Origin of the sequence: Microbacterium sp. SLBN-146, assembly GCF_006715145.1 — a bacterium.
Taxonomy (GTDB): domain Bacteria; phylum Actinomycetota; class Actinomycetes; order Actinomycetales; family Microbacteriaceae; genus Microbacterium.
This window is the reverse complement of record NZ_VFMR01000001.1, coordinates 1,347,101-1,371,001: the sequence shown is the minus strand read 5'-3', so window position 1 is coordinate 1,371,001 and position 23,901 is coordinate 1,347,101. Positions and strand designations below refer to the sequence as shown.

At 68.1% G+C, this 23,901-nt stretch carries 18 protein-coding genes; 5 read left to right on the top strand and 13 right to left on the bottom strand.

All coding sequences use genetic code 11. From position 1 onward, the window contains the following. Positions 1-18: 18 nt before the first annotated feature. Complete coding sequence (locus FBY39_RS05845; protein WP_160132965.1) at positions 19-1,050, bottom strand: zinc-binding dehydrogenase; 1,032 nt, start codon at positions 1,048-1,050, stop codon at positions 19-21. After that, positions 1,040-2,017, bottom strand: a complete 978-nt coding sequence (locus FBY39_RS05840) for an asparaginase (protein WP_160132963.1) — start codon at positions 2,015-2,017, stop codon at positions 1,040-1,042. The genes FBY39_RS05845 and FBY39_RS05840 overlap by 11 nt, the downstream gene beginning before the upstream one ends. A gap of 106 nt (positions 2,018-2,123) precedes the next feature. Between FBY39_RS05840 and FBY39_RS05835 the strand changes: the two genes are divergently transcribed. From FBY39_RS05835 to FBY39_RS05825, 3 genes are all read left to right on the top strand, one after another. Next, positions 2,124-3,467, top strand: a complete 1,344-nt coding sequence (locus tag FBY39_RS05835) for an MmgE/PrpD family protein (protein ID WP_141930981.1) — start codon at positions 2,124-2,126, stop codon at positions 3,465-3,467. Further along, positions 3,464-4,207: an SDR family NAD(P)-dependent oxidoreductase gene (locus FBY39_RS05830; protein ID WP_141930979.1), complete on the top strand. Its 744-nt coding sequence runs from the start codon at positions 3,464-3,466 to the stop codon at positions 4,205-4,207. The genes FBY39_RS05835 and FBY39_RS05830 overlap by 4 nt, the downstream gene beginning before the upstream one ends. A 157-nt stretch (positions 4,208-4,364) precedes the next feature. Then, entirely contained in the window at positions 4,365-5,072 is a 708-nt protein-coding gene (locus FBY39_RS05825; RefSeq protein ID WP_141930977.1) for a spermidine synthase, read from the top strand. A 10-nt stretch (positions 5,073-5,082) separates the two neighbouring features. On the opposite strand, the gene FBY39_RS05820 is transcribed toward FBY39_RS05825, so the two are convergent. The 9 genes from FBY39_RS05820 to FBY39_RS05780 form a co-directional block, all read right to left on the bottom strand. Then, positions 5,083-6,255 (bottom strand): polymer-forming cytoskeletal protein, encoded by a 1,173-nt coding sequence (locus FBY39_RS05820; RefSeq protein ID WP_141930975.1) that lies wholly within the window; start codon positions 6,253-6,255, stop codon positions 5,083-5,085. Positions 6,256-6,497: 242 nt separating this feature from the next. Continuing rightward, on the bottom strand, positions 6,498-6,998 hold the full coding sequence (locus tag FBY39_RS05815; protein ID WP_141930973.1) for an NlpC/P60 family protein: 501 nt from the start codon (positions 6,996-6,998) through the stop codon (positions 6,498-6,500). Positions 6,999-7,153: 155 nt separating this feature from the next. Then, on the bottom strand, positions 7,154-8,545 hold the full coding sequence (locus tag FBY39_RS05810; protein ID WP_141930971.1) for an Ig-like domain-containing protein: 1,392 nt from the start codon (positions 8,543-8,545) through the stop codon (positions 7,154-7,156). Continuing rightward, entirely contained in the window at positions 8,535-9,305 is a 771-nt protein-coding gene (locus tag FBY39_RS05805; protein ID WP_141930970.1) for a TIGR03943 family putative permease subunit, read from the bottom strand. The genes FBY39_RS05810 and FBY39_RS05805 overlap by 11 nt, the downstream gene beginning before the upstream one ends. After that, positions 9,298-10,260: a permease gene (locus tag FBY39_RS05800; protein ID WP_396652297.1), complete on the bottom strand. Its 963-nt coding sequence runs from the start codon at positions 10,258-10,260 to the stop codon at positions 9,298-9,300. Before FBY39_RS05800 ends, FBY39_RS05805 begins: the two co-directional genes overlap by 8 nt. Before the next feature lie 192 nt (positions 10,261-10,452). Next, complete coding sequence (locus FBY39_RS05795; protein ID WP_141930966.1) at positions 10,453-14,610, bottom strand: beta-L-arabinofuranosidase domain-containing protein; 4,158 nt, start codon at positions 14,608-14,610, stop codon at positions 10,453-10,455. A 227-nt stretch (positions 14,611-14,837) separates the two neighbouring features. Then, positions 14,838-19,118, bottom strand: coding sequence for an Ig-like domain-containing protein (locus tag FBY39_RS05790; RefSeq protein WP_222115661.1), 4,281 nt, complete (start codon positions 19,116-19,118; stop codon positions 14,838-14,840). A 119-nt stretch (positions 19,119-19,237) separates the two neighbouring features. Continuing rightward, positions 19,238-19,924 carry an SGNH/GDSL hydrolase family protein gene (locus FBY39_RS05785; protein ID WP_141930964.1) on the bottom strand — a complete coding sequence of 229 codons (687 nt, stop codon included), beginning with the start codon at positions 19,922-19,924 and terminating at the stop codon, positions 19,238-19,240. Between the two features lie 59 nt (positions 19,925-19,983). After that, the gene (locus FBY39_RS05780) at positions 19,984-20,355 is read right to left on the bottom strand and encodes a helix-turn-helix domain-containing protein (RefSeq protein ID WP_141930962.1); all 372 of its coding nucleotides are present in this window, start codon (positions 20,353-20,355) and stop codon (positions 19,984-19,986) included. 94 nt (positions 20,356-20,449) lie between these two features. Between FBY39_RS05780 and FBY39_RS05775 the strand changes: the two genes are divergently transcribed. Next, positions 20,450-21,304, top strand: coding sequence for an SDR family oxidoreductase (locus FBY39_RS05775; protein ID WP_141930960.1), 855 nt, complete (start codon positions 20,450-20,452; stop codon positions 21,302-21,304). Between the two features lie 28 nt (positions 21,305-21,332). Then, on the top strand, positions 21,333-21,998 hold the full coding sequence (locus tag FBY39_RS05770; RefSeq protein WP_141930959.1) for a YigZ family protein: 666 nt from the start codon (positions 21,333-21,335) through the stop codon (positions 21,996-21,998). A 137-nt stretch (positions 21,999-22,135) separates the two neighbouring features. On the opposite strand, the gene FBY39_RS05765 is transcribed toward FBY39_RS05770, so the two are convergent. Together FBY39_RS05765 and FBY39_RS05760 are read right to left on the bottom strand one after the other, a co-directional pair. After that, the gene (locus tag FBY39_RS05765) at positions 22,136-22,894 is read right to left on the bottom strand and encodes an ATP-binding cassette domain-containing protein (protein WP_186336924.1); all 759 of its coding nucleotides are present in this window, start codon (positions 22,892-22,894) and stop codon (positions 22,136-22,138) included. Beyond that, positions 22,891-23,883 (bottom strand): ABC transporter permease, encoded by a 993-nt coding sequence (locus FBY39_RS05760; protein WP_141930957.1) that lies wholly within the window; start codon positions 23,881-23,883, stop codon positions 22,891-22,893. The genes FBY39_RS05765 and FBY39_RS05760 overlap by 4 nt, the downstream gene beginning before the upstream one ends. Positions 23,884-23,901: the final 18 nt, after the last annotated feature.

Sequence of the window (23,901 nt, the reverse complement as noted above, 5' to 3'; positions counted from 1 at the left end):
TGTGAGATCGGTGCCGCCTCAGGGCTGCAGCACGACCTTCCCCGTCGTGGAGCGGCTGGCGACGAGATCGTGCGCCGCTCGGACATCTTTCAGCGCCATCGTCTCGGCGATGTGCGGGGTGAGCCGGCCTTCGACGGCGAGCCCGAGAACGGCCTCGATGTCGTCGGGGCGCTGACTGCGGACACCGAGGATCCGCAGCTCTCGCCGGAACACGTCGACGACATCGAGCTGCGGGAACTCGCCCCCGTGACCGCCGGCCACGACGAGGCGCCCACGATCGGCGAGTGCGCGGATGCTTCCCTCGAAGTTCGCGCCCCCGACATGGTCGACGATGACATCCGCGCCTCGTGAGCCCGTGATCGTGCGCACGCGCTCCGGCCAGTCGGCCTCGCTCGTGACGACCACTTCCTCGGCTCCACAGCGGCGAACGAAGTCCGCGCGGGCGGGATCACGCACGAGCGCGATGGGACGGGCGCCGGCCAAGGCGGCGACTTGAAGGCAGGCGTGCCCCAGCGCACCGCCCGCTCCCGCGACGACGACCCACTCTCCGGTGGAGACGTGCGCCGTTCCATGGAGCGCACGCCACGCGGTGCCGAACGAGATCGGGAGCGCGGCGGTGATGACTGGGTCGAGGTCCGGGGCAGCGACGATTCCTCGACTCGGCGCGATCATGAGTTCCGCGTTTCCACCCCAGCCGTGGATGCCGGGCATCCAGCCGCGCAGGCAGATGTTGGCGGCACCCGTGAGGCAGTTCCGGCACCGACCGCACACGACATGCGGAAGCACGAGAACACGGTCTCCCGCCGACCACGGCGAGTCCGCATCCGCGGCGGCGACGACTTCTCCGACGACCTCTCGTCCGAGCACGTGCGGGAGGTCGATGGGAAGGCGAGAGACACCGGCGCGGATCTCCAGATCGAGGTGGTTGAGGGAGACGGCCGTGACGCGCACGAGAACCTCCCCCGGCCCCGGCTCGGGAATGTCGATGGATGTCACGTCGAGGACCTCGGGCCCACCGAATCGAGTGAGGACGACACCGTCAGCACGCATCGGGCACCACCTTCCACGTCCGGGTGACGAGTTCTTCGACCGACTCCGCATCCGACTGGCCGATCGCGAGCGAGAGGGCGACGCGCGCTCGTGAGGTCGTGAGGTCGCCCGCGAAGAGCGCTCCGGCGTCGCGGAGGTCGGCGCCGCCCCCCACTCCGTACGCGGGACGCACGAGCCCCGCACCTGTACGGGATGTGATGAGCACGACGACTCCGGCACGCACGGCGCGCTCGACCGCCGCCGTCACGGACGGACTCGTGTTGCCGCGACCCATGGCTTCCAGCACGATGCCAGCCGCACCGCCCCGCACGGAAGCGTCGATGTGATCGGCGTTGGTGCCCGCGCCCGACTTCACGATGTCCACGCGAGGGACGATCGGCCGATCGACGCCGGCGAACACGGCGCCTCGATAGGGACGCGACAGCCTGATCACCTCGTCATCGTCGATGAGGGCGATCGCTCCTGCGGCCCCTCCGGAGAAGGCGTCGATGGCAGAGCTGTGCGTCTTCCGGGCCTCCGCACCAGCGATGGCGAGCCCACCGATCACGACCGAGACGGGCAGGCCTTCTCGTACCGCGGCGAAGGCATCCGCGAGGTTCCTCAGAGCATCCGTGTCCGCTTCCCCCGCGGGGCGCTGCGCACCGGTCAATGCGACCCGTGCGTCGAGGGGCAGAAGCATCGAGGTGAGAAACGCCATCTCCTCGAGCGTGTCCGTGCCGTGAGTCACGACGACGCCCTCGCATCCCGTCTCGAGCAGGGCGCGCACATGCAGGACGACGTCGACCATCGCCGTGAGAGTCGTGGCGTAGCTCGCGACCGGTTCGAGGTCGACGACCTGCACCTCCAATGCGGGGTGCAGGCGTATGCCGCCGAGCAGCGCCTCACCGCGCAGCACGGGGACGAGCGCGCCGCGATCGTCGTGGCGCGACGCGATAGTGCCGCCCGTCGCTAGTAGCCCGACTTTCAATGGTTCCTCCTGCGCAATCGTTCTTCTAGACTGATTAGACAGAAAGAACGATTGCGCAGTCAAGAGTTCCGGACGGAATTTTCCGATTCGTAACAAAGGGGCCGACATGACCGACTCTGCTTTGCACCGCGACTCGTGGCGCGCTTCGCTCCGAGGCCGAGCCCTGGGGGCAGCGTCCGAGACGCGACTCGCCCCCTACGCTGCACGCATCCTCGTCGACGATGTCGCCGCGATGCTGAGCGGCGCCGATGACCCACGGGCCAGCGCTTTCGCGACGGCGTCCACGTCCTCCGGAGGGGAGGCCACGATCGTGAGCGGCGGATCCGACTCCCGCATCGTCGCGGCCCAGAAGAACGGGCTCCTCGCGGGATGGGACGAGCTCGACGAGGGCTACCGCCGGGCCGGGTGCCACGGCGGTCTCTACACCGTTCCCGCGGCGATGGCCGAGTGCGAAGCGGAGGATCGCACTCTCCAGGATCTTCTCGAGGCGATCACAGTCGGGTACGAAGTCGTCGCGACCATCGCGCGGCACATCGATCCCCCGCGTGCGCGGGCCGTGCACCCGCACTCCTACCTCTCCCCCATCGGCGCCGCCACGACCCTCGTCTGGCTCCGCACGCGCGACCCCGCGATGGTCGTGAAGGCGGTCGATGTCGCCGCGACACTGGCTCCGCGGGGCGACTACCGACTCGCCCACGACGGCATTCTCGCGCGCAACCTCTGGGCGGCAGCGGGCGCGGGGCTGGGCTTCCTCGCCGCCGACGCGACGCTCGCAGGCATCGACGCCGACACCGACGCGCTCGCGGACATGACTACCGGCGCACGGGCCGACGATGCCGCATGGGCTGTGGAAGACGGATATCACAAGGTCTACGCGGCCTGCCAGTACACGCACTCCGCCATCGAAGCGGCGTCTGCACTCGCCTCCCCCGATGCGCAGCACCTCGATGTCGCGCGGATCGCGGCGATCGACGTCGCGACGCATCCCCTCGGCATCGAGCTCGGCGATGCGCATCCCACGACGAGCTTGGGCGGCAAGTTCTCCCTCCCCCATGTCGTCGCCGCCACCTTGGTCGCCGGACGCACCGATCCGGAGGTGTACTCGCAGTCCTGGATCTCGCATCCCGCGGTCGCGCGCCTTCGCAGCCTCGTCCGAATCCACTCTTTCGAGCCGCTGCCGCCCTATCCGCACGACCGGCCGGCGCGTGTCACTCTCGTGTTCGACGACGGACGCAGGGAAGCCGCCGAATGCCTGAGCGCCATCGGTGAGCCCGGCCGGCCGATGAGCGCGGATCAGCTCGTGGGAAAGATCTCGCAGTTGACGGCGCATCGCGCACCGGAATTCTCCCGAATCGCGCGCCAGCTGATCGAGGGAGGAATCGACTCCCGCACGCGATGGCGGCCCATCCTGTCCAGCCTCCTGGGCACGCCGGAAGGTGAGCACGCATGACGGCGCAGAGAACAGCGCTCGTGACGGGCGCTCAGCAGGGAATCGGTCGCGAGGCCGCGCTCGCGCTCGCTGACAGCGGTTTCGACGTTGCGGTGAACTACCTCTCAGACGAACAGGGCGCCGCCGAGGTCGCGCAAGAGGTCCGCGATCGCGGGAGGCGTGCACTGCCGATCCGCGCCGACGTGTCGTCCGTCACGGAGATCCGGGCGATGGTGTCGCGCGTGGCGGACGCATGGGGGCGCGTGGATGTCCTCGTCAACAATGCGGGGATCTTTCCCCGCCGGGCGTTCCTCGAGATGACGGAGGACGAATGGAACGCCGTGATGAGTGTGAACCTCACCGCTGTCGCGTTCACGAGCCAGGCCGCCGCCCGGCTCATGGCGGCGCAGGGCGGCGGATCCATCATCAACCTCGCGTCGTCCGCGGTTCGCGGGCAGCCCCACGGCTCCCACTACGCGGCGAGCAAAGGGGGCGTCGTCTCGCTCACGCGCTCACTGGCGCTCGAGCTTGCTCCCCATGGCATCCGGGTGAATGCGGTCGCCCCGGGTCTCACCGACACGGCACAGCCCCGCTCGGCCCATGACGACGCGTCGATGGATGCGCTCATCTCGACCATCCCTCTCGGCCGTGCGGGGCGCGCCGACGAGATGGGCCGCGTCATCGCGCTCTTCGCGTCCGACACGCTCGCGCACGTGACGGGTCAGGTGTTCCACGTCAACGGTGGCTCGTACATGCCGTGAGCGCGCAAGAAGACTGACCGCGCGGTTGTGAGGAGATCCGCAGACCTGAGGGTGCTCGGGCACCAGGCGCCCGCAGTATCGCCGGTCTCCTCAGCATCGCCGGGCGCCCTCCGGAGTGGGTGGGAGGATGGACGACAGAGGGGCGAGGGGAGGCACCATGATCGCGCGGTTCGAGGAGCTCGACTGGCAGCCGACGCGGATGGGAGAACTGACCCTCCGCAGACGCACCGACCCCGAGACCGACGAGCAGATCTACGAGGTGAAGCTCGGCGACGAGTACCTCATGTCGAGCCTTTTCACCGTGGCCGAAGAGGAGCTCGCGACGCTGGGGCTCGCCTCGGTCGAGGGGGACGGACTCAACGTTCTCGTGGGCGGCCTGGGCCTCGGGTACACCGCGGCGACGGCTCTCCTCGACGAGCGAGTGCGGCGGCTCGACGTCATCGACGCGCTCCCGGCCGTGATCGGCTGGCATGAGCGGCGCCTCCTCCCGGTCTCGGCATCGATCGTCGACGACGGACGAGCGACACTCGTGCACGACGACTTCTTCGACGTCATGAGGCGGATGCCCCGACCCGGTGCTCCGGCGTACGACGCCATCCTGCTCGATGTCGATCACTCGCCCCGCCACACACTCGACCCCAGTCACGCCGATCTCTACACGGCCGCCGGCCTGGGATCCCTCACGCGACACCTGAGCGAGCGCGGAGTCTTCGCGCTCTGGTCGGATGACCCGCCCGACGAAGAGTTCCTGTCGACCCTGACCTCGGTCATGGATGCCACGGCCCACGTCGTCACCTTCGACAACCGCCTGACGGGGACGGCTTCGTCGAACACCGTCTACGTCGCGACGCAGCGAGTGGCGTAGACCTCCCGAGTCACGACGTCGCCGACGCGGGCGCCGCGCTTTCCGTTGCTGGCGGGGATGCGGCATCCTCGGTCCGCGGCCTCGGCTCTACCGCCCTGGAGACGCGCCAGGGGCGCAGGCGGTGGATCTCGAGGAGTTGCGCACCGAGCCCGAAGAACACCATCGCGAGCCAGACGAGGATGTTCAGCCACGGGATCTGCAGGGCGACGATGAGGATGACTCCCCCGACGAGCGACCTGACGACCGGGTGCTGCGTGCCGCGGAGGACGAGGCGCCCGAGATAGTGCGCGCTGAACACGAAGGTCGCGAGGACCATGACGGTCCAGACGACGACACCCGCGAGCGCCAGGGGCGCGCCGACGATCGTGATGCCCAGGACGAACAGCGCCGGGGGCACGGCGATCGCCGCGATGAACCCGACGAGGAGCGCCTTCCACGGCGAGGGGACGAGGTGGTCGGTCACACGGTCCAACCAGCGCGGGAAAAGCAGCCCGGCGAACAGGGTGAGGAGGCTGAGCGCGACGAGCGCGTAGATCGCTCCGAGCAGCCAGCCGACGAAGACGGCCGCGGGCGACACTTCGGTGCGGGGAGCCTGGGGCGGCTCGATCCGCTCCACCGTGCCATCCACGGCTCCGTCGGCGATGCGAGCGTCGTTGTCGCTCGTGTACGTCAGGTCTCCCCCGACGGTCCCGTCGATGGACAGACGGTCCACGCTGACGAACATGTCGCGCCCGATGTCTCCCGCGATGCGGATCCTGCCGGCGGCTGCGACGAGGTCGCTCTCGATCGAACCCGCGTCGCCGACCGTCACGGTCGCGGCGAAGATCGTCCCGCTTCGAGAGATGTCTCCCGTGATCGTGACATCCTGCGCCGCGAGACGGACGTTCCCCTCGACCGTCCCGGTGATGGTGATCGTCTGGGCCGCCGCGATGACATCGCCCGTCACGTCTCCGCTGACGGTGACGCTCTGCCCGGCAGCGTAGACGTCGCCGTCGACATCCCCCGATACGTCGACGAAGGCACCCGTATAGAACTGCGGGCCCTCACCGTCCTGCACCGTGGCGGTGACGTCGGCATGGGGGACTTCAGTCGCGGCGAACGCGGCCGAGCCAGCACCCAGCGTGAGGATGCCGGTTGCGAGGATCACCGCCAGGGAACGGTGAACATGCGGCAGTGCGCTCATCGCGTGGCCCTTCTCTCGTCGACGTGCACGGCGGGACTGCTTCCACTGTGCGCGCGCCGACGCGCCGGCTCCGGGCCCTTGGTCCCGTCCCGTGCGGACTGCCGCGCAGGCTGACCCCTGCCGCCCGCGTCCCCATTCGCCGACTCCCCGGGTTCTCGCCGAGTCACCCCGTCGATTGCGCGCAACAACGGGGTCGCTCGCCGAGAAGCCGGAGTGTCGGCGAGAGCAGCGCGGGCGGGGGATCAGGCGCGGAAGCGCTGTGCCTGCATCGCCCGGGCGGTCGCTGCGGCATCCTGGTCGGGAGGATAGACCTTGGGCACGCGATCTTCGAGGGCTCGATGAAGCGGAGTCCAGCCCGCCGGAGCAAGGGGTTCCCATCCGGGAGCGGGGGTGATCGACGCGAGCGCGATGTGATCGTCGATGCGAACGCGGTCCCACGCGTGGATGACGCGGCCATCACCGAGGCTGAGCCCCACGTGCCCCCAATTCCGCCGCTCTCCGAGCATGTCGCCGACACTGTCGTAGAAGACCAGTGCGCCGACGGGCGGGGTGCCCGAGTTGGCCGCGGCACCGTAGATCCGGGCGGATTCGGCGGCGTCGTCGCCACCGAACATCTCGAGTTCGTTCGACCGTTCGATGGCGTCCTCGACGAAAGCGAGGCACCGTGTCGCGTAGGCCGTCGATCCGAGGTGCGTCATCGCCCAGCGGATCGCGTTCTGCGCGTAGACCTCGTCGTCTTCCATTGACCCGAGGATAGCGCCACGCCCCCGCCGGGTCCCGCGACGTCAGGTCCCCGCCGAGCCTCTTCCCGTCGACTCACCGGGTTCTCGCCGACTCACCCCGTTATGTGCGCGCAATAACGGGGTCGGTCGGCGAGTGACCGGGGTGTCGACGGATGCTAGGAGGCGGGGCCCCGACACCAGGAGATCGCGAAGCCGGGGAGTTCGCGGGGATCGCCGTCCTCGAGCGGGATGACCCGCGTCACCATCTCGCGGGGCATCGCCAGAACAGCGTCGTCGACCGTGTTCGTCGCGATGTCCGGCGCGACGGTGACGGCCACGAAGCGTCCGCTCGGTGCTGCGCAGACCTGGATCACGGCATCCGACACGGGCACGTCCGCGACGAGCCTCTCCGAACCGGAACCGTTCGCCAGCACGAGTGTCTGACGCGAGAGGCTGCCTCCCTCGTCGATCGCGAGATAGGTCGAGAGGATGCCACGACCGACGACCTTCTCGGCGGCGAACGGCCTGCCGTACTCGGGGTGATCGACGGCGAGAGGCGTTCGGTCACCGGTCCGGAGGTCGACCTCCTCGGGACCCTCCTCCGTGCGCACGACCGCGATCGGCTCGTCGCGGGCGACCTCGTCGATCAGCGTCGCCTGCCCGAGGCGCGTGGGCTCTCCGCCGGTCACCGTGTCGGCGAGGAGGAGGTCTTTGCCCCGCGTGATGAGGAGGAGGGAGCGCGTTCCCTGGACGAACCGGAAGTCGTCGATGCGGGGATCGGCGCCGCCGAGATCGAGCCGCGACGGTGTAGCTTCCGGGCTGGCCGTGGAGGAGAGGTAGACCACGGAGTCACGTGCCGGCAGACCTTCGATCGCGGGATCGGTCCAGGTGTAGGCGATGCGATCTCCCGAATCCGACAGTTGCAGACGCGACAGCCGCCCGACGCCCGGCAGCTTCACCTCCACCGCTTCGCGACCGTCGACCGGGACGATGAAGAGATCGGAGTCACCCTGGTCGTTGGTCGTCGACACCACGAGCCCCCGCGGCGACTGCCGGAAGTCCTCGATGCGAGGATGCTCGAAGACCGTGACCCGCTCGTCGTCCTCGAAGCCCGCACGGTAGATGCGATCGTCTTCCGAGTCGGAGCGTTCGAGCATGTAGACCTCGACGGGAGGCGTGTCCACGACGGTTTCGAACCGCGACGTGGCGGTGCCGGACAGTCCGGAGACGCCGTCGATCGTGATCGTGTAGCGCGATCCGTCTGCGAGCGGCTCGCTGAAGCGCACGCCGACGCTCCGGCCCGACGTGTCGACGGTGAAGGGGACGATCGGATCCACGGTGACCTGTTCCGCGTCCACCGCGGCGAGCGGCTGATTCGCGGTGAAGATGACCCGCGAACCGCTCGTGCCTGCCGCGGCGACGGGGTCGGCGAGCACAGCCGTGACGCGCGGCCCCTGTGCCACACTCGCTCCTGCCCCCAGGACGGCGACGAGCAGGAGGGCGCCGACGGAGGCGACGAAGACGGCGAGGAATGACCACCGACGGCGGACGGAGGACTCAGTACTCATACGGATCCTCCGGCACGTCGACCGGCGTGACGGCCGTCGGACGGACGACGAGGCGACCACCGTCGGATGCCACCGTCCCTTCGACCTCGACCCACTGCCCCACCTCGTGGTCGCCCGCCCATCCGGCCTCGACGACGGGCAGCGTCGCCGGTTGCGCGTCGATCACGCAGTGGGTGATGACGAGCCTCGTGAGGAGGAAGGCGTCGGGATCGTCGGGGTTGGGCGCGATGAAACCGGTCAGGTCGACGGCGTCGCCGACGAACTGCTCGGGGGCCGTCGCGGTCGCGAAGACGGTCGACCAGTCGGGCACGCCGAAGTTCGCGGTATCTCCGGACTGGGCGAGCAAGACGACCTCCTCCCCTCCGAAGAGCGTCGGGGAGGTCGAGGTCCGCGCGATGGCGAGATCGACGGACAGGACGTTCGGATGCACGACGAGCGCGGCGACGGTCACGAGCGACGCCAGCACGCCGCCGGCGGCCGTCACGAGGCCCACGCCGTTCCGACGAGTGCTCACCGCCCCGGCATCCTCGTGATCGGTTTCATGGTCGTGGTCGTGGTCGTGCGCACGCTCCGCACCGCGTCGGATGCCGAAGGAGGCCGCCACGACGACGAGCGCGATCACCGACATCGCGACGGCGAACCACGCGTTGGCGGGGTTGATGTAGAGGTCGAGTTGGCCCGTCAGCGCGAGGACGAGCGTGAGGACGGCCAGGGCACCGGCGATGCCGACCCCGAGCCAGCGCTCCCAGAGATCACGCAAAGAGGTTCACCGCCGTCCCGATCACGAACGCCGCGGGGATGACGACGGCGACGATGCCGAGGAGCACCCGCCCGCGGAACGTCGTGCGCATGAGCGCGAGCATCTTCACGTCGATGAGGGGACCGACGAGGAGGAACGCGACGATCGAGCCCGGTGTGAAGGCGGAAGCGAAGGACAGCGCGAAGAACGCGTCGACGTTGGAGCAGATCGCCACGACGAGCGCGAGGGCGATCATCGCGAAGATCGAGAGGATCGGATCGCTTCCGATCGCGAGGAGCACATCTCGCGGGATGAGCACCTGGACGGCGCCGGCGATGGCGGAACCGATCACGAGGGCCGGCATGATGGCCCGCAGTTCGACGACCATCTGGCGAACCGACCGATAGGCGCGGGTCTCACGAGAGTCAGCATCGACGGCGTCGCATGCTTCGCGGAAGCGGGGGGTGAGGAGCGACGCGGGGTCGGGGTGGCGGCTGTAGAGCCACCCGATGAGGTTCGCGATGAGGTATCCACCGACAAGACGCGCGACGAGGATGCCGTCGTCCCAGCCGAACGCCTGGTGCGTCGTGAGGATGACGATCGGATTGACGATCGGCGCGGCGATGAGGAAGGTGAGGGTGTCGGGCACGCTGAGTCCGCGCATCATGAGGCCGCGCGCGAACGGGACGTTGCCGCACTCGCAGACGGGGATGAGCATCCCGAGGAGCGAGAGCACGGCACGCCGCGCCCAGGCGCGTTTCGGGAGCATCCGCTCGATGACGGTGGGCGGGACCCACACCTGGATCACGACGGAGAGCAGGATGCCGAGGATGACGAACGGCAACGACTCGATGAGCACGCTGACCGCGAGCGTCAGGCCGTCCTGCAATCGGGACGGCAGCGGATCGCGGAAGAACTGCTGCGTCAGCAGCACGATGCCGATGAGCACGAGCACCGACGCGACACCCGCCACCACCCGACCCGCGCGCAGCGACTGCGCGGGACGACGGGGCGGGGCGGGGAGTGTGGAGCTCGTGCCGCCGGGAATCGGCGAGCGCGGTCTCAACTTCGTCTGACGTCGTTGTGCCACGGGATCTCTCGGGTCGCTCGGGTGCGGAGAAGGGAAGGGGTGGGATGCCGGTGGAGTCACCGGCATCCCACCCCATTGTCAGCTGGCCAGGCAGCTCATCGCCGAGTACTCGACGGTGTGGCTGCTCGTCACCTCCTCGCCGCCGATCGAACCCGAGAGATCGATCGTCATGCTGCCCGCGGCGATCGACGCCTGGCGCGTGGTGAACGCTTGCGCCGCGCTCTTCCCCGGCGCGAGCTGCGCCCAGGTCTTGTCACCGAACGCCGAGCCGAGCGCGACCCGGACGGGCACGTCGTTGACGTTGGTCACGTGGACCGTCAGGATCAGCTTTCCGGCGATGCAGCGCTTCGAGACGGTCGTTTCGACATCGAGCGCCGCGGCGACCTCCTCGCGCACCACGACGGTGTAGGCCGTCGTGGTGACGTGATCCTGTGCGATCGAGTTGATCGTCAGGGTCTTCTCGACACCGGGCTCGAGCTCGACCGTCCGTGGCTGCGTGTCGTCGACGAGGATGTCGCCGAACTTCACGAGGCCGCTGGGAACGTTCGGCGTCGCACGGAACGACACCGACGTGCTCCCGGCCGGAACGCTGACGACGTACGACGTCGTGTCCCGATCGAACTCGGGCGCGAGCGTGCCGCCTTCCACCGAGAGTGCGGAGAGCGTCGACGCGGTGCTGTACTCGGCGGGGCGCGACGTGGACACGCCGAACACACCTCCGACGAAGCTCCCTGTCGACTGGTAGCGCACGGTGATGACGGGGATGCGATCGCCGTTCTCGTCGAGCACGGGCTGACCGTTCGCGTCGACCTTGTACCGCACGTTCTCCGCGGCCAGGTACTTGGCGGGGATCTGGTCGCGCACCTCGTAGAACACCCCGCTGCCGGCGGCGTTCGTGATCTGCTGCGTCTTGAACAGCTCGTCGTTGAGGTACACCTGGAAGCTCCGGCCGTTGTCACCGGAGAAGTACGTCGTCTCCAGGTAGTTGGCCGCCTCCGACGGGTCGACCGCCATGTCGTAGCTGAACCACGCGCCCGAGTTGCCGTGACGGTACTGACGACCGTTGTGCACACCGACGCTCGTGTTGCCCGACGTCTTCAGGTTCTTCGCCGCTTCACCGTTGTTGTTGTCGAACGTGGTGAGAGTGTCGATGAACCGCTCGGACGCGCGGAGGCGCTGCTTCTCCTCGAGGATCGCCTGCTGGGATGCCGCGGAGTCGGGGACCTCGAAGTTCATGTAGATGCCGTACCGGTTCCCGTGCTGGGAGTAGTGCGGCGTGTACACGAGCTCTTCGCCGTCGCGGGTGTCGTTCAGCCGGAACTGAACCTCGCCCTCGGCGTTGTCCTCGATGCGCTCGACGTTCGCGGCGACGTTGTCGTACCACGCCTGCGTCGTCGGAGTCGCGACCGTGATCGACTGCTGGACGGCGTTCGAGGGCGCGAGCGCGATGCGCACGCTCACTCCGACGCTGCCCCAGCCGGTCATGTTCTCCGTGCCGAGATCGGCGCTGAGGACGACGGGACCGTACTTGAACGCCACGAAGTCCGCGTTGTCGGCGGTGTCGTAGGCCACGACCTCCATGGGCGTCGTCAGCTGGATGCTGTCACCCGCGGCGACGTCGTCGAGCACGATGTATCCGCCCGAGATCCGCGGCGAGACCGTCTCGCCGTTGACGACGAGCACGGGGTCACCGGCCACCCAGTCGGGAACCCGCAGCCGCAGCGTCGCGCCTTCGGCGAGAGACTCACCCGTGATCGCCGCCACCGAGATGTTCACGGTGTCGTCGTTGGGGAAGTTCGCCTCCTGCGTGATCCGCATGTTGCTGTCGGTGTGGTCGTACGTCGAGCTGAAGTACAGGTTCACCCAGACGGTCTTGTCGCGCGAGAAGTACAGCGTGTCAGCGAGCTTGGAGAAGTTCTCCATACCCGTTCCGACGCAGCACCAGAACAGCTGCGACTGATCCGGCGTCGGCCCGTAGACCTTGTAGTAGCCGGGCGCCATCGGGTTGAAGTACATGCTCATGCCCGTGTCCGGGTTCTGCGAGGACAGGATCGTGTTGATGAACGTGTTCTCGTAGTAGTGCATGTACCGCACGTCCTGCGTCACCTTGAACAGCTCGCGGGCGAGCTTGAGCATGTTGTACTCGTTGCACGTCTCGGCTGTCTGCGGATTGCCCGTCGACCCCTGCTGAGTCGCATAGCGCCACAGGGTGTCCGGTGCACGGAAGTGCTCCGACTGACTGTTCGCGCCCGTCACATACGTGTGATGGTCGACGACGATGTCGAAGAAGTTCTGCGCTGCCGTCAGGTACATCCCGAGGTTCGTCTTCTCGGTCGCCGTGAGCATCTCGTAGTACTCGGGGTTCTGCGTGAACACGGTGTACCGCTTCAGCGCGCCGATGAACTTCGGGATGGTCGTGTTGGCGTGGCGCCCCGCGAGGACGTCCTGGCCGTTGGCGAGCGACTGGAAGAGCGAGACCTCGTCGAAGCCCTCAGCGGCGACCTTGAAGTGCGGGTTGCCACCCGACACGTCGAAGAGCTCGTAGAGCGCCTCGTTCATGCCGCCGTATTCGGTTCCGAGGAGCGTTGCGGTATTGGTCAGCGTCGAGACACGACCGTGCATGTACTCGCCGAAGCCTTCCGCCACATCGAGTGCTGCCGCACCGATCGGTCCCGGCACGTACTCGTAGGCGTCGAGGAGGCCCGCGAGCACCTTGTGGAGGTTGTAGTAGGGGACGATGACCTGGTCGTCGGAGGTACCACGACCCTCGACCGCGTCGAGCGCCGAGTCACGGAACGGTCCGAGATAGCCGGCGCGCGACGTGCCGTCGTAGCTGGCCTGGACGTCACGGAGACCATAGACGATGCTCTCCAGATCCGCGAGCAGCTCCGCCTTCGTCTCGGCATCATCGGTGTTCGCGTAGTTCATCGCGAGCGCTGACATATAGTGCCCGAAGGAGTGACCGCGGAAGTTCCACGTCACAGAGCCGTTCTCCCACCCGGGATAGCTCGTCGTGCTGATCGGGAACGTGCCCGGCTTGTAGGTGTTCGCCGTGACACGGAACCAGTGCAGGTAGCGCTCGGGGTCGAGGCTCTGGAGGTACTCGATCTCCTTCTGCTGGGCGTTCACGAGGTAGTCGTCGACGAGCTCGACGTCCTCGAGACCCGTGTCCTCGATCGGCTTGATGTCCGCGGGGACCACGACCTCGAAGATGCGCTCCGTCGAGGGTCCGCCGACGTAGGACACGCGCGCCGTGAGCGTCACGGTCACGTCCTCGTCGCCTGCTTCGGGACGGACCAGGGTGCCGTCCTCACCGATCACCTCCGGGGTGTCGGAGCTCCACACGACGCGGGAGCCGTTGGACGCCGTCGTCGGCAGGACGAGGTTGGACGTCGCGACGGACGGGACCGTGAGGGTCTCGGCGGCCGCGGCGGCGAGAGCGGCGCGGTCGACCTGACCGCCGCCGTCTTCGTAGAGTGCCACGATCCCGGCGAGGTCGGCCGTGCCCGTGTAGAGGCGGTAGTCGTCGAGCGCGCTCGTCAGGTAGCCGCCGTTGTAGTTGGGACCGTTGTATCCGATCGTCTTCGGAAGGGCCGGCGTGGCTTCCTTGATGACACCCGTCGACGTGGCGTTGGTCGCCGTCTGGATGCTCGTGGTGACCTTCACACCGTTGCGGTAGAGACCGAACTCCTTCGTCGTGCTGTTGTAGGTGGCCGTGATGTGCGTCCACTGTCCGACGGGGAAGAATCCGGCACGGTCGGTCGATGCCGCGCGCACCTCATGCGGCAGTCCGGTGCCCGCACCGAAGGAGAAGAGCAGGGGGTTGGTCGCGCTGACGGACGAGACGTACCATCCGTCGCTGTTATAGGCGCGCTTGTTCCACGAGATGAGCTGTTCGCCGGACCCCATGGATTGGGTCGGGTTGAACCAGAACGACAGCGTCAGATTTGCGGGCACGAGCTCGCTCGCCGTGCCGAGGTCGAGGAACGTGTTGCCGCCGAGCTTCAGGCCCTTGGTTCCGGGCTTGGCGCCGTCGATGTACGTGTGGTTGAGGGTCGTGCTGCCGTTGTGGCCCTTGAGTGCCGTCGGGTGGGCGAGTGGGCTGCTGTCGGCGACCGAGTCCTCGAACAGCAGCTCGAGCACGGGGTCTCCCAGCCCGAAATCGTCGACGGCCTGTGCGGGGCTGACGGCTCCCAGCATCAGTGCGCCGGCTGTCGCGACGGAGAGCGCTGCCATCAGCGGCTTCCGTGCGCCGTCCCGGCGTCTTCTTCGCGGTGTGGTGAACAATCCAACCTCCTCGTTGGTGGTTCGTGCGACCGACCGGTCACACAGTTGCGCGCGACGTCACGTGCCCTCGGCTTCGGGCCAGGTGCCAAGATCCTTGTGGGCCACCCGTTGTCCGTGCGTTGTGAGCGCTAACGGGGTTAAGTTACCGGTAACGAATCGCGCCGGTCAAGGTCACCTCACTCCGGGATCCTTTTCTTTCCGCCGATCAACGGTGATAAATCGAACCAGGTCGATCGTCCGCAGAAGCGGCCGGGTCCGGGAACGCCGATGGGGTGGAGGACACTCGTCCCCCACCCCATCGGCGTCTCGATCAGTGCGTGCGCACCGCCTGCATCCGTCGGCGCAGGACGATGATCGCGGCACCCACGATCAGGAGCAGCGCTCCGATCACGATGCCCGTCGTCCACAGCACACCACCCGTGACAGCGAGCGGCGAGCCGGGCACGGCTGTGACGGTCAGATCCACCCGTGCGATCTCGACTCCGCCGTCGAAGACGCGGATCGTGTGTGCGCCCGCGGTCGTCGATGCCGGGATGGTCACCTCGGTGCTGAAGGCGCCCGCGGCATCCGTCACCGCCTCCCCGCAGCACCACCGGAGTGGAGTGCAGCTCGACCCGGAGGGCCGTGCTCGCCTCGAACCGGATACCGCTCACCGTGAGCGAGTCACCCGCCTGCACGACGTCGGTCGAGAGCGTCAGCACCGGCTCTTCCGTGCCCGGTTCTTCCGTGCCCGGCTCCTCGGGCTCGGGATCTGCCGCGACCTTCACCGTGACCGGCTCCGTCGTCGTCGCCTGACCGGCGGCATCCACGACGACCGCCGTGAGCGCCACCGTCGTGCCCTTCTGCGCGTCCGTCGCCGTCCACGAGAAGGCGTAGGGCGAGGTGCCGCTCGTGCCGACCTCTTCGCCGTTGGCGAGAAGCGTGACGGAGCGGACGGCGAAGTCGTCCTTCGCCCGCACGATCGGTGCGAGCGTCGTGCCGGACTCGATCTCGATACCATCTTCCGGCTCGACGACCTGGCCCATGGGAGCCGCGTCCACGATGGCGCCGACGGCCGAGGGGACACCGGCCGGTTCGACGGCGGCCGGGTCGAGCACCGTGATCGTCGAGCCGTCCTGCGACAGCCCGTCGACGAGGCTCGCCCGCACCGTCACCGGCTGGTCGGTGCGCGGCGCGGTTCCCGTGATGTCGCGGTTCGCGACAGCGACTCCGTTTCCAGTCACGACCGAGTCGCGCACCTCGACGACACCCGAGTCGCGCAGCTCGACGCCGACCGCGGAGGTCGGAGCCGCCGCGAACCCGTTGCCCGTGATGCGGCTCGATCCGACGAATCCGTCCACACCCGCCGAGTACCGCACGCCCACCTGGGTGTACAGGGTGCTGGGCGATCCGGCGACGACCGTGTCCGTGACGTAACCGTGGTGCTTGATGCCGGCGCGCGTGAGGATCGACTCGCTGTCGTCGGCACCGCGAGCGCCGTCGAACAGGATGCCACCCGCTTGGTATCCGCTGACGACGCTGTTCGCGACCGTGAGCTCGGACTCCACGGTGCCGTTGCCCGCGCCCTGGAGGAAGTTCGTCTTGATGACGCCCCAGCCGTGCGGGTGGGCAGCGGCCTCTTCCGGAGTCGTCGCGGTGCGCAGCGGCCCGATGACGCTCTCCGAGATGCGGCCGGCCGTGTTGAGGTAGGCGATGCCCGCCTCGGCCCACGTCGAGCCCGACGTGATCGTGACACCGGAGATGTCGACGAACATCTCGTTGGTGTCGGTCGACCCGAGCGACTGACGCGACACGGTGATGACGTTGCCGCCACCGTCACGCAGGTACGGGGTCCCACCTGCGAGGTCGGCGATGCTCTGATCGGGCATGATCGTCACCTTGTCGGCGCCGGTTCCCTTGATGAGGAGCGGCTTGTTGATCGTCAGACCGTTCATGGCACCGGCCGCGACCGGCACGCGGGCGCTGTTGATCGGCGTCGAACGCTCCTGGTACACGCCATCGCAGATCACGATCGTGTCCCACGGCGATGAGAAGTCGATCGCCTGCTGGATGGACGTGAAGTTCGCGTTGGGGCACTCGACGCGGTCGTTGTCGACGACCCATGTCGTGTTCGAGGCGGGGTTGGCGACGGTGTCGGGCAGCGACAGCTCACCGGGGGTGATATCCGTCTGCTCGAGGAACGCGACGGGGCTCGGACCCGAGGCGGGAAGGCCGAAGCCCGCGCCCTGGTTGAGGCTCGTCCCATCCGAGAGGATGAGCGGCGCGTCCGTGGCCGCTTCCTGGAAACGCACGTCGGCCAGCTGGATCGAGCCGGAGGCGGGAGTGCCCTCGGTGCCGAAGCGCAGGTCGAGCTGCGCGAGCGCCGTGATGTCGACGCCCTGCGCGGCGAACTCGCTCAGCGGCACGCGGATCTGCTCGAGCACGATGTGCGTCGCCGGCGTGCGGTTGCCCGTCGACATGTGCAATGCGTTGCCCCAGCGGGGGTCGCCCGCGTTGACCGACGCCTCGTTGCCCTCGCGGTCCGTCAAGACGATCTTGAAGTCCTGAGTGGATGCCGCGGGGTTGAACAGCACATCGGGCACAGGAGCCTGGTCACCCGTGCGCACCGTGTAGCCGGGGTTCCGCGCGTCGAAGAAGTTCACGTCGGCGTTGAGTGCGAGCGCCTTCAGTCCGCTCATGTCGCTGGATGCCGCGGGGATCTGCGCCGTGAGCGTCGCCTGCTGGCCCGACTCCCAGGCGAGCGCCAGCTGGCGTCCGTAGGAGTGGTTGATGGGCGAGCTCTCACGCGTCGACGCCTGGCCGCCGACCTCGTCGGGGTTGGGCAGCGGGCACGCCTTCGCTCCGGTCGGGCGGCCCGTCATCCCGAGGTAGCTCGGGGTGAACTGGTCGGGCTCGGGGTTGCACCAGTCGTATCCCGTCGTGGGAACCGGACGCGGGGTCACGCCGCCGTTGTCGGGGTAGGGGTTGGCGAAGCCGGTGCCCGAGAGCGCGCCGCCGACCGCGTTGAGCGTCAGCGGGTTCTCGACCTCGGGGCGGATGAGGTCGACCCGCTCGTTCGAAGGAGCGAAGTACGACGTCGAGACGCGGTCGGCGCAGTCGATCGCGCGGTCGCCCTCGGTGATGTCGGGGCACGCCGAGGCGGGCACCTGCGCGTGCGACTCGGTCGTCGTCAGCTCACCCGTCATGTAGGGCTCGAAGGCTCCCTCGCCACCGACATAGCGGCGGAAGAAGGCGGACATCGTCGCGAGACCGAGCTTCTCCTGTGCACCCATACGAGCGGGGTCGCCCGAGATCTTCGTGTTCACGAGGGGGTTGTAGGTGTCGCTGTTGTCGATGACGTACGACCAGGGGTCGTAGCTCGCCGCCCCGCTCAGACGGTGGTTGGTGGGGGCGACGTTGTTGCTGTTTCCGGGACGCGAGTCGCCGCAGGCGGGGTCGCGGTTGGAGTTGCCGTCCTGACCGTCCGCGAACCACACCGTGTTGTACCAGTTGTGGTTGGCGCCGAGGTGCGAGACCTGGATCGAGGGGAAGGGGTTGCCGCCGTTGACGTACTGGCTGCGCTCGAAGAAGCGCGCACCTTGGAGGTTGGAGACGTCGCCGTCGCACCACGGGAGGATCGACATGAACGGGGTGCCGTACGGCGCCTTCCGCTCGTAGTCGACGGGCGCGAGCGCGATGACGCCGCGCAGGGGGTAGCGCGGCCCGTCCGTGCGGATGCGGTTGTAGTCGATGAAGCTCGTCACGGCGTCGCCGCCGCGCGAGTGGCCCATGAGCCCGATGCGCGTCATGTCGAGCTTGCCGGAGAGCGTCGTGCCGATCGTGGTGTGCTCGTCGACGGGGAGGCCGCCGGGCGCGTTCGCCGCTGTGAGGGCGTCGAGCGTGGCGGCGATCATGAGGCGGCGCTGGTGCATGCCGCGGCCGGAGGTGCCGTCCTGACGCATCATGAGCTGGTCCTGCGACACCGAGAAGACGGTGTACCCCCAGCTCGCGAGGTTCTCGCCGAGGTAGGCGTATCCCGCCTCGTTGCGCTTGAACTGCGTGCACAGGAGGATCTGCGTGTTGCCGTTCACGTCGCACGAGCCGTGGTTGCCGTGCACGAGGACGACGAGCGGCGAGGGCTGGCTGCGATCGGCCGGGTGGTAGAGGGCGCCGCGAATCTCGATCGATTCAGGTGCTGCGGAGGTTCCCGCCGTGGGGGCTCCGCCCGAGGCGTTCGGCTCCTGCAGGTCGACGAGACCGAGCTTCGTCTCCTGGATCGTGGCGGGGCTGTACGGCCCCCGGTCGAGCGGATCGGGGAGCTGCCCTGCGTCGAGCGCGGCCTGCACCGAAGTGACAGACGGTGCCGCCGCCTCGACCACGAGGGGCGCGGCGATGGCGGGTGCGGTGGGAAGGAGCAGTCCGATGATGATCGGGATGGTGGCGAGCGCGCGCCAGCGCGCGGACCTGGGTGCCTGCACGGCGGTCCTCTTCCTGCATTCGGGGGGAGGAACTCATTCGTTCCAGCGCTGACGCTAGGGACTGCACATTTCATGAGGTGGTTGCTGTGTTTCTCAGGTGTAAACGATCTCGAGACGACTCACAGCGGCGGGTCGAGCCGTGCGAGCGCGTCGTTCATCCGCACGGCCATCTCCGCGTAGCCCTCGTCGTCGGGATGCAGCCCGTCGGATGCCATCCAGCTGTCGAGGTCGTCGGCGTAGTGGCCGTCGAGCCACCGGCTGGCATCCGGAATCCAGTCCGCCCCGATCGCGGCGGCTTCTTCGCGGACCCATCCGATGATCGTGTCCACGGACGCCGGGCGCCCGTCGGTGTACCAGAAGGGTTCGACGACGATGAATCGCGCCCGCGGCAGCGCGCCGTGAAGCCGGGCGAAGTCGTCGCGGATCGCGGCGCGCACGCGGTCGGGGCCGCGATCGAAGCTGAAGTTGTCGTTCAGTCCCATCGTGATGAAGACGATGTCGGGGTTCTGCGCGATGATCTGGTCCGGAAGGTCGCCTTCCCCGACGATGCGGCGGTTGTTGACGAATCCCAGTCCGTTGACGCTCGGGTTGAACTCACGCCATCCCCGTTCGGCGCTGATGATCGACGACCACCGCTTCGCGGGCTCACTCGCCCCTGTCCCGAGCGTGTACGAATCGCCGTAGAACGCCACGAGCGGCCCCGTACCCTCGGGAGGCCCCGGCGCGGGAAGAGGCGCGCACGCACTCATCCCGAGCGCGGCGGCGACGAGTCCGATCAGCGCGAGGAGAGGACGAGAGCGACGCATACTCCATCTTCGTCGCCGACCACGCCTCGGATGGGGCGCGCTGTCACGACGCACGCATGTCATCGGCCGTCGCGCGTCACCATCTCCTGCGCGTTCTCCGAAATCCACTCCATCAGCGGCAGCATGCGATCCATCAGCTCACGACCCAGTGGCGTCAGGCTGTACTCGACGTGCGGAGGCACCGTGGGGAAGGATCTCCGGTTCACCAGGCCGTCGGCGCTCAGGGTTTTGAGCGTCGAGGCGAGCATCTTCTCGCTGATGCCCGACACGTCTCGCCGCAACTCACCCCACCGATACGTCCCGTCAGACAGGGTCGAGAGGACGAGCACACCCCACTTGCTCATGACGTGGTCGAGAACGACACGTGTTTCGCATCCCTCGGAAAAAACTCCGGGACTTTCGGCTCGGATCTCCGCATAACTAACCGCCATGTGGGTACCTTACCTGAAAGTGGGTATCTGCCCTTTGGAAGGTATGTGGTCGCGTCGAGCGTTGATTCCCGTGTCCGTTCACGAAGGGAACCTCATGACCATCCTCATCACCGGTGCCAACGGGCACCTCGGCCGCCACGTCATCGCCCGTCTCCTCGCGCGCGGCACCGCACCGCAGAATCTGGTCGCCGGCGTCCGCGACATGTCGAAGGGCGATGATCTCGCGGCGCAGGGCCTCACGGTCATTCCGCTCGACTACACACGACCCGACACGATCGCCGCCGCCATGGAGGGCGTCGACCAGGTGCTCCTCATCTCCAGCTCCGAGGTCGGCCGCCGCACCGCGCAGCATCAGTCCGTCATCGACGCGGCCTCCGCTGCCGGAGTTGCGAAGTTCGTCTACACGAGCGCCCCGAAAGCGACCACGAGTGATCTCGTGCTGGCCCCCGAGCACAAGGCCACGGAAGAGGCGATCGCCGCCGCGGGCCTCCCTGCCGTCATCCTCCGCAACAACTGGTACACGGAGAACTACGCCGCGGACCTCGCGAGGGCGGCGGAGACCGGGATCATCGCCGCGAGCGCGGGCGAAGGGCGCGTGGCGTCCGCCAGCAGAGCCGATTTCGCCGATGCCGCAGCCGTGATCCTGATGGGCGAGAACCACATCGGACAGGTGTACGAGCTCGGCGGCGACGTCGCCTGGACGTACGCGGAACTGGCCCAGGCAGCGGGGGAGGTGCTCGGTCGCGACGTGACGTACCACGCGCTCTCTCCCGAGGAGCACGCCGCCGCTCTCGCGGCCGCAGGGCTCGATGCCGGGACCGCCGGCTTCGTCGTGGCGCTCGATGCCGGCATCCGCGCTGGGGCCCTCGGCGACACCGACGGCACCCTGTCCCGGCTCATCGGGCGGCCGACGACGCCGCTCGTAGACGGACTGCGCGCGCTGCTCTGAGGCGCGTGCACGCGGGTATCGTGACGGGATGGCCCCGACGCACCCCGCCACGATCGCGGTCGGCGTCGAGCACGAGTTCGTGGAGCGCAAGTCGCGCTTCCTCGCTCGTGTCGAACCGGTATCCTCCGTCGCCGAAGCCGACGCGGTCATCGCCGCGGAACGCAAGCGGTGGTGGGATGCGCGACACCATTGCTCTGCGATGGTGACCGGGCTGCTCGCCGACCAGGCGCGCTCCTCCGACGACGGCGAGCCCTCCGGAACTGCGGGAGTCCCGATGCTGGAGGTGCTGCGCCGCCGCGGGCTCACGGACGTCGTCGCGGTCGTCAGCCGCTACTTCGGGGGTGTGAAGCTCGGGGCCGGCGGTCTCGTGCGGGCATACTCCACCTCTGTGTCCGAGGCGCTCGACCTCGCCCGCGTCGTTCAGCGCCGGTCCCTCGTCCGGGTGAGCATCGAGGTGAGCCACGCCGAGGCTGGACGCTTCGACAACCTCTTGCGCGACTGGACCGCGCGCTCGGACGCCGTGCTCGGCGACACGGCCTTCGAGACGCGCGCGACGCTCGAGGCATGGGTGCCGCCGGCCTCCGTGTCATCCCTGCACGACATGCTCGCCACGGCGTCCGGCGGCGCCGTGCAGCCGGTCATCGGCGAGGAACGCATCGTGGACATCCCCGAAACCCCCTCCCGCCCGCACTGACCATCGCGATCTCCCCGCGAGGCACGCCGCGACACTCCACGTCGACTCACCGGGTTCTCGCCGACCCACCCCGTTATACGCGCGCATTTACGGGGTGGGTCGGCGAGTAACCGGGGTCTCGACACAGGGGGGGCGGGCTAGGGCGTGCGGATGGCTCCCGTGACCATGCCGACGAGCTGTTCACCCGAGACGTTCTCGGTGCGCGTGCCGCCGACGACGCGGCCACCCCGCATGACCCACACCTGCTGCGAAAGTCGCTTGACCTGCTCGAAGTTGTGCGAGACGACGAGGACCGTCTTGCCGCCCTCGACGACGCGTCTGATGAGCGCCTCGACCTGTGCCGTCTCGTTGAGTCCGAGCGCAGCGGTGGGCTCATCGAGGATGATCATGTTCCTCGCCCACATGACTCCTCGCGCGATCGCGACGGCCTGACGCTGCCCTCCCGACAGCCGCTTGACCGGGCGCGTCACCCCCGGGACGTTGACGGCGAGGTCGGAGATCAGCTCCGCCGCGCGCTCCTTCATCTCCTTGCGGGCAAGGAATTTGAAGCCGGGGATGCCACGGACGAGCTCGCGATCCATGTACATGTTCTGCCAGACGCTCAACTGGTCGCTGAGGGCGAGGTCCTGGTAGACCGTCTCGATGCCCTTCTCGCGCGCATCGCGCGGCGACGTGAAGCGCACGGGCTCGCCGTCGATGCGGATCTCGCCCTCGTCCGGTGTGTACAGGCCCGTGAGGCATTTGACGAGCGTCGACTTCCCCGCACCGTTGTCGCCGACGATCGCCGTGATCTCACCGGCCCTGATCGTGAGGGACGCACCCTTGAGGGCGTGCACGTTGCCGAACGACTTGTGGATGTCCTCGACGACGATCTTCTCGTTCGCGTGCTGGATCACTTGCGCCCCCTCATGAGCGTCGCTGCCGCGATGACGACGATGCCGATCACCAGCGGGGAGTAGAAGGCGCTCACCCCGAGCAGGGTCAGGCCGGACTGCAGGAACGTCAGCAGGATCGCGCCGATGACGGGCCCGTAGATCGTGGCGCGGCCACCGAAGAGGCTCACACCGCCCAGGACGACGGCCGCGATCGCCTTCAGGAGATAGTCGGTGTTGGTCGCCGGCTGGCTCGACCCGATGTAGGACGTCAGCATGATCGCGGCGAGACCGCCCATACCGCCGCAGATCATGTAGCCGGCGAGCTTGATGCGCGGCACCTTCAGACCCATCGCCTTCGCGGCATCGGCGTTGTCGCCGACGGCGAGAAGGTGCGTGCCGAAGCGCGTACGGAACAATACGATGTGCAGGATGATCGCGACAGCGATCGCGATGAGGAAGTTCACCCGGATGCCGGCAAGGCTCACGGTGCTCAAGGCGGTCAGCGCCCGCTCGGGGATCGCGACGGGCTTCCCCTGCGAAATGATGAGGCTGAGCCCCATCACGACGCTGAGCGAGCCCAGCGTCACGATGAAGTCGGGGATCCTCACCCATCCGATGAACGTGCCGTTCACCGCTCCCACCGCCAAGCCCGTCATCAACGCGATGGCGCAGCACACGATGAGCGGCATGCCGCTCTGGTACGCGGTCGCCATCGTGACGCTTCCGAGCGCGACCGTCGCGGCGAGCGACAGATCGATGCCGGCGAGCGAGACCGCGAAGGTCGCGCCGAGCGCCAGGAGGATCGGGATCGCCGAGTCGGCGAGCATCGTCGAGATGCTCGGCCACGACAGGAATCGCGGGTTCAGCAGACCGAAGACGACGGTCAGCAGGATGAGCGCGACGGGTGCCGCGAGCTTCATCCACGTCTCTTCGGAGCCGAGCGCGCGTCTGGCCTCGACGAGTCGGGTGTCGGCCTTCGGCCGCTCTTGCGTGGGTGCGTGGGTGGTCATGAGTGAGGATCCCCGATC

Bases quoted from the DNA above. Each gene is read 5' to 3' on its own strand.
- FBY39_RS05820 (WP_141930975.1), bottom strand. From the start codon at position 6,255: ATGAGCGCACTGCCGCATGTTCACCGTTCCCTGGCGGTGATCCTCGCA.
- FBY39_RS05810 (WP_141930971.1), bottom strand. From the start codon at position 8,545: ATGAGTACTGAGTCCTCCGTCCGCCGTCGGTGGTCATTCCTCGCCGTC.
- FBY39_RS05775 (WP_141930960.1), top strand. From the start codon at position 20,450: ATGACCATCCTCATCACCGGTGCCAACGGGCACCTCGGCCGCCACGTC.
- FBY39_RS05770 (WP_141930959.1), top strand. From the start codon at position 21,333: ATGGCCCCGACGCACCCCGCCACGATCGCGGTCGGCGTCGAGCACGAG.
- FBY39_RS05795 (WP_141930966.1), bottom strand. From the start codon at position 14,610: ATGGCAGCGCTCTCCGTCGCGACAGCCGGCGCACTGATGCTGGGAGCC.
- FBY39_RS05835 (WP_141930981.1), top strand. From the start codon at position 2,124: ATGACCGACTCTGCTTTGCACCGCGACTCGTGGCGCGCTTCGCTCCGA.
- FBY39_RS05785 (WP_141930964.1), bottom strand. From the start codon at position 19,924: ATGCGTCGCTCTCGTCCTCTCCTCGCGCTGATCGGACTCGTCGCCGCC.
- FBY39_RS05815 (WP_141930973.1), bottom strand. From the start codon at position 6,998: ATGGAAGACGACGAGGTCTACGCGCAGAACGCGATCCGCTGGGCGATG.
- FBY39_RS05830 (WP_141930979.1), top strand. From the start codon at position 3,464: ATGACGGCGCAGAGAACAGCGCTCGTGACGGGCGCTCAGCAGGGAATC.
- FBY39_RS05780 (WP_141930962.1), bottom strand. From the start codon at position 20,355: ATGGCGGTTAGTTATGCGGAGATCCGAGCCGAAAGTCCCGGAGTTTTT.
- FBY39_RS05825 (WP_141930977.1), top strand. From the start codon at position 4,365: ATGATCGCGCGGTTCGAGGAGCTCGACTGGCAGCCGACGCGGATGGGA.
- FBY39_RS05845 (WP_160132965.1), bottom strand. From the start codon at position 1,050: ATGCGTGCTGACGGTGTCGTCCTCACTCGATTCGGTGGGCCCGAGGTC.
- FBY39_RS05760 (WP_141930957.1), bottom strand. From the start codon at position 23,883: ATGACCACCCACGCACCCACGCAAGAGCGGCCGAAGGCCGACACCCGA.